Consider the following 4732-nt stretch of genomic DNA (forward strand, 5'->3'; position numbering starts at 1 on the left):
CTCGATGGGCATCACCGGGTCCTTGTTCAGCGACAGGAATGCCGCCCCGGCCCGTATTGCGTCGGCGGCCAGCGCCAGGCGGATGTAGCTGAAATCGGTGTCCCGGCCGCAGAGCACGAAGTCTGCGGTCTGCCCCAGTTCGAGGTACTTGATCCGAAGCAGGTCGGCCAGCTGGGCGGCCACGGTTTGCGGCGCAAGGATGAACGCCGGAGCCCCTTTCATGTCGTTCTTAACGATCCACTCCCTCGCCACGAGGCTCGTCGTCAGGACCTCCTCCTTGGCCAGCTCGAACCCACCATCCGCCAGGCGCTCCACGACCTCGTCGGGGTGGTAGCCGCCGTTGTTCGTGAGCAGCAGGAGCGGTTTGCCGGTGGCCCGGATGGCCTTCAGGCCGTCGATAGCGCCCGGGATCAGGACCTCGCCCCGCCACACGACGCCGTCGAGGTCGATGGCAAAGGCGTTGTACTCCTCCAGGAGGTGGGCGGCGCTGCCGAGCTCGGCTCCGTTCGGAGAGGTCATGAGGCCAGCCGGTCGAGCGCCCTGCGGTAGTCCTGGGAGTCCGGCTTCATGGCGATTGCGATCTTCAGCAGCCCGGCGGCGCGTGCTTTGTCGCCCAGGCGGGCCCGGCACAGGGCCAGGCCGAAGTACGGGTAGTGGTCTGCAGGGTTAAGCTCCATAGCTCTTTCGAACTCCTCGCCGGCTCGCTGGGTCTCTCCGATGTTGTACAGCGCCCGGGCCAGCGCCTCCCGCACCGAGCCCTTTTCGGGCTCCAGCTCGCAGGCTGTCTGGAGCACCAGGGCGGCCTGGTGGTTGCGGCGCGCAGCCAGGTGCTCCATGCCCCTGGTCCAAAGCTCATACGCGTCTTTGGCGTTCATATATCAACTATAGGATCAGCGCCGGTTGCTCCGCTGGTTTCCCGGCAACCGCACTAACTCTCAAAGCCGTGATAAAAACCAGTGGTGCCCCGTATCTTCGGCTTTCGAGCCCTCCGCTACTCCCCCGGCTCCGATCTGGAACTGGTTTCGGCCCCTCCCTACGACGTGATCGCGCCGGACGAGCGGGACCGCCTGGATGCACTGCACCCCAACAACATCGTCAAGATCACCCTCGGCGCCGAGCAGCCCGGGGACGACGAGTCGGCCAACCGCTACACCCGGGCAGCGTCGCTTTTGAAGGAGTGGCTGACCTCCGGGGTGTTCGTCGTGGACGACGCGCCGCACCTCTACCTGTACCGGTCAGACTTCACCGCCGAAGGCCAGCCCCGCTCGACCGCGGGGATCGTCGCCGCGCTGGAGCTTGAGGAGCTCGGGGAAGGCGGCGTTTTCGGGCACGAAAAGACCCGGCCCGGTCCCAAAGCGGACCGGCTGGCGCTGATGCGCACAACCGCGGCGAACATGGAGCCGCTGTGGTTCTTCGCCTCGGGGGCGATGGACGGATTCAAGGAGCTGGTCGAGGAACTTGAGCAGATGGCGCCCCTGGCCGACGTCACCGACCCGCAGGGCGTCCGGCACCGGGCCTGGCAGCTTTCGGGCGACCAGGCGGCGGCCATGACCAAGGTCGTCGGCGACACCCCGCTGGTGGTGGCGGACGGTCACCACCGCTACGAGACCTCTCTGACCTACCGCAACGAGCGCCGGGCGACCGACGGAGCCGGGCCGTGGGACTCCACGCTGGCGATCATCTCGGACCCGGTGCAGTTTGCCCCGGCCCTGTCGGCGATCCACCGGCTGGTCTCAAACCTGTCCGCCTCCCAGATCGCCGGCCTGGAGCCGTTCGAAGGCACCTTCGGTGAACTTGAGCAGGCCGTCGAGGAGTCCGGTCCCGGGACCATAGGGGTTGCCTCAACCGAGGGCCGCTGGACGGTTAAGGCGACCGGCGAGGTGGACACGGTGTGGCTGGCCGACCAGATCCTCGAGCCGAACCGGGCGGAGGTCACCTACGAGCACGACCCCCGCATCGTCGAGGCGGGGGTGGCCAAGGGGGAACTGGCGTTCCTGATGGCGCCGGTGCCGGTCGGGCTGGTGGCGAAGAAGGCTCTCGCCGGTGTTCGCCTCCCCCCGAAAACCACCCTTTTCTGGCCCAAACCCCGCACCGGCCTGCTGATGAGGGACATGGAATCGGATCGATAGATTTTGGGTGAGCCCGTCCAGGTTCTGGACACCCGCTGGCCGCAGGTCCCAACTGCAAATCAACGCCCCGATAGCCGGAGCCCGAACCCTTTCTGAAACTTCGTGGGTCTTGGAGGGATGTCACCCCTTCGGTGGCCGATTCAGAAATGAGACGCGCCACGAGCCGGCGCTTGGCTCCCCAGCCGCGTTGGAGCGACTCGATTAGAAGCTGAAGCCTTCCGGGTGCGGGAGGAGTCCAGCGCCGCCGAGGACCGGATCGGCCGGGCCGCCCCTCCGACCAGGAGGAGCGCCTTCGAAGCCTGACCAAGCGCCAAGCTGAGATCAAGCTGGCCGTAACCGCAGGAGGAGCCGGCGCCGGCACACCTGCGTCGCAGCCTGAACTGGGATCGGGGCAGCGAGATGCCGGACACGTTGAATTCACGGTCGGCTCGGGAGTTTGGAGTTGACCCCTCAACTCCAGTTCAGGTCTACTTTTGCGATCCGCACAGCCCGTGGCAGCGGGGGAGCGAACGAGAAAACCAACGGGCTGCTTCGCCAGTACCTTGGCAAATCCCAGGATCTTCGCCAGCTCTCCCAGGCCGACCTCGATCTCATTGCCGACGAGATGAACGGCCGGCCCCGCAAGACCCTTGGCTGGAGCACTCCCGCTCAGACAATGAATCGGGTGCTCGAGAAGAGCCAATCAACCGCTTCCACTGAGCCGGATGTGGAAGACTCGCCAGGCGGTGTTACTTCGACCCCTTGAATCGCCAACGTTATGGTAGTTCAACTAGTGAGTACCTCGCCTACTGGCTCGGGAAGGCTCGTAAGAACGCCCCAGCCTTAAATCAAAAGTAGGCCAACGCTCCCATGACCAAGGTCGCACCGAGCATGAAGAAATGTTGGACAAGGAGGAACCTTTGTCGATCTCTAGACTCTTCCATAGCGTTTGCCCGTGCGATCATGGCAACTTCGGCGACCAGAAGGCCAACACACGCTGCTCGTACCGGTAGCGACGACGTCGCAAAGAAGTAGAACGTCAATGCGCACCCGAAAAGTACGAGACCTTGCAATGTCTGGGTCAGTAATCGTGTTCTGTTCTTAAGAACGCGCACAGCTAGCTCCCGTCTTCTTGCGTTTGCCACCTGAAATCGTGGCAGGTGGGCGATCATTCGACGGCTGTATATTTGCAGTAGGCGTCCACCCCGGTACCAATCACGATGCCGGCGGCGGCTAACGTGCTGACTGCCTCGGCCCATTTCACTATCTGTGGAAAGTTGGCAGGTCGGGGAGTCACGATCTCCCCTTGGGTCTTAAGTATCTTGGTGTGAAAGGCGGCCGCCGCAACTTTGATAACGTTAAATCCTACTTGTCTTCTGGTGTCTTTCCAACCGCCTTTGCCGTGCAAGGCATCAACGGCCGAAGTGTATAACCCGTAAATGCCTGCATATTCTGCAAACTTAGCGACCACCGGCCCACAGGCCAGGCCAGAAAGATCCTGAGCATTTATCGGGTCCCCATAAACGTAGGAGTATGAGTTTGCACATCCACCTCGTATCGGATCGACCTGCAGGAAACGAGCAAAGGCTGGATGATAGTATCTCTCTCCGAAGTGATAGAGGCCTGTGGACGAATCTAAGTACCCGCCCATCCACCGCCAAGGGTTGGCCGGAGCCGTTCCGTTGATCCCTGTTTCAGTTGCATGGGCCCCGAACGGGTCGTATGTGTACTTGGCTCGCTGGTTTCCTCCGGAGTCCATCTGTCCGATGACGGATCCTAGGCCGTCGAAGTAGTAGTAGAAGGTCTGCCCGCTGCTCAGCTTCTGGTAGACCAGATTCCCCGACGGTTCACGGACGTAGCTTGTTAAGGCGCTGCCGGTCGTCTCCGTCTGCACCCCTAGCGTTCCGTTTTGGGCGGTCGTCGAGCCGGCGAGGGTTCGATCCGCCTGACCCGACCCGGCATAGGCGAAGGGCACCGCCGATTGTCCGGCGGGGGTGATCTCCTTGGTCTGGTTGATCCCGTTGTAGTCGATGCTGTCAAACACGGTCGACTCCGTAAGGTTGCCAGCGCCGTCGAAGACGGTGCCGCTCTCGTCGACCTGGTCGTTGTCGTTGTAGATGTGAGTCCCGAGGTCGTCGCTCGTGCGGTTGGTGTTTTTGTCCCAGCCATAGCTGTAGGTCGCCCCGCCCGGCGTCGTCGCCGACGTCAGCCGGCCAAGGACGTCATAGCAGTAGCTGGTGGTGATTGCGGTCATGTTGTCCGTGACCGATTGCTTGCTGGACGTTGACAGCCCTGTGGCGGCTCCCGGACAGGTTGAGCCGGTCGGCACGGCGTAGGAGTAGGTGAGGTCGCTCAGCGTCACCGGGCCCGAGACGGCGATGGTCTTTATGTTCGTCAGCTTGCCGGCGTCGTCGTAGGTGTAGTGGGTATGGGCGGCAGCCGACGGCGGGATGATGTCCCCGTTCGAGTTATAGATGACGTCGAGCAACGAGTTGTACCACGTGTCGGTTCGCTGGCCGAGGTCGTTGTAGCCGAAGATCACTTTGTTGGCGCCCGACGCCTCGTTCATCTGCTCGAGCTCGTTGGCGTCGTTGTAGCTGTAGTTCGTCGCGAAGCCGCCTCCC

General features: G+C 62.9%; 4 protein-coding genes and 1 pseudogene. 2 read left to right on the plus strand and 3 right to left on the minus strand.

The features are described from left to right. Nucleotides 1-519, minus strand: a 519-nt coding sequence (locus VFV09_14255; protein HEU4868872.1) for a hypothetical protein, incomplete at its 3' end; no start/stop codon positions are given. Beyond that, nucleotides 516-875 carry a tetratricopeptide repeat protein gene (locus VFV09_14260; GenBank protein HEU4868873.1) on the minus strand — a complete coding sequence of 120 codons (360 nt, stop codon included), beginning with the start codon at nt 873-875 and terminating at the stop codon, nt 516-518. The genes VFV09_14260 and VFV09_14255, both read right to left, overlap by 4 nt. Before the next feature lie 84 nt (nt 876-959). Between VFV09_14260 and VFV09_14265 the strand changes: the two genes are divergently transcribed. Together VFV09_14265 and VFV09_14270 are read left to right on the plus strand one after the other, a co-directional pair. After that, nucleotides 960-2129 carry a DUF1015 domain-containing protein gene (locus VFV09_14265; GenBank protein HEU4868874.1) on the plus strand — a complete coding sequence of 390 codons (1170 nt, stop codon included), beginning with the start codon at nt 960-962 and terminating at the stop codon, nt 2127-2129. A gap of 354 nt (nt 2130-2483) precedes the next feature. After that, a pseudogene (locus VFV09_14270) lies at nt 2484-2874 on the plus strand (IS30 family transposase). A gap of 402 nt (nt 2875-3276) precedes the next feature. On the opposite strand, the gene VFV09_14275 reads toward VFV09_14270, so the two are convergent. After that, the coding region (locus VFV09_14275; protein ID HEU4868875.1) for an RHS repeat-associated core domain-containing protein at nt 3277-4732 on the minus strand (1456 nt) is incomplete at its 5' end.

The organism is Actinomycetota bacterium (assembly GCA_035759705.1).
Taxonomy (GTDB): domain Bacteria; phylum Actinomycetota; class CADDZG01; order JAHWKV01; family JAHWKV01; genus JAJCYE01.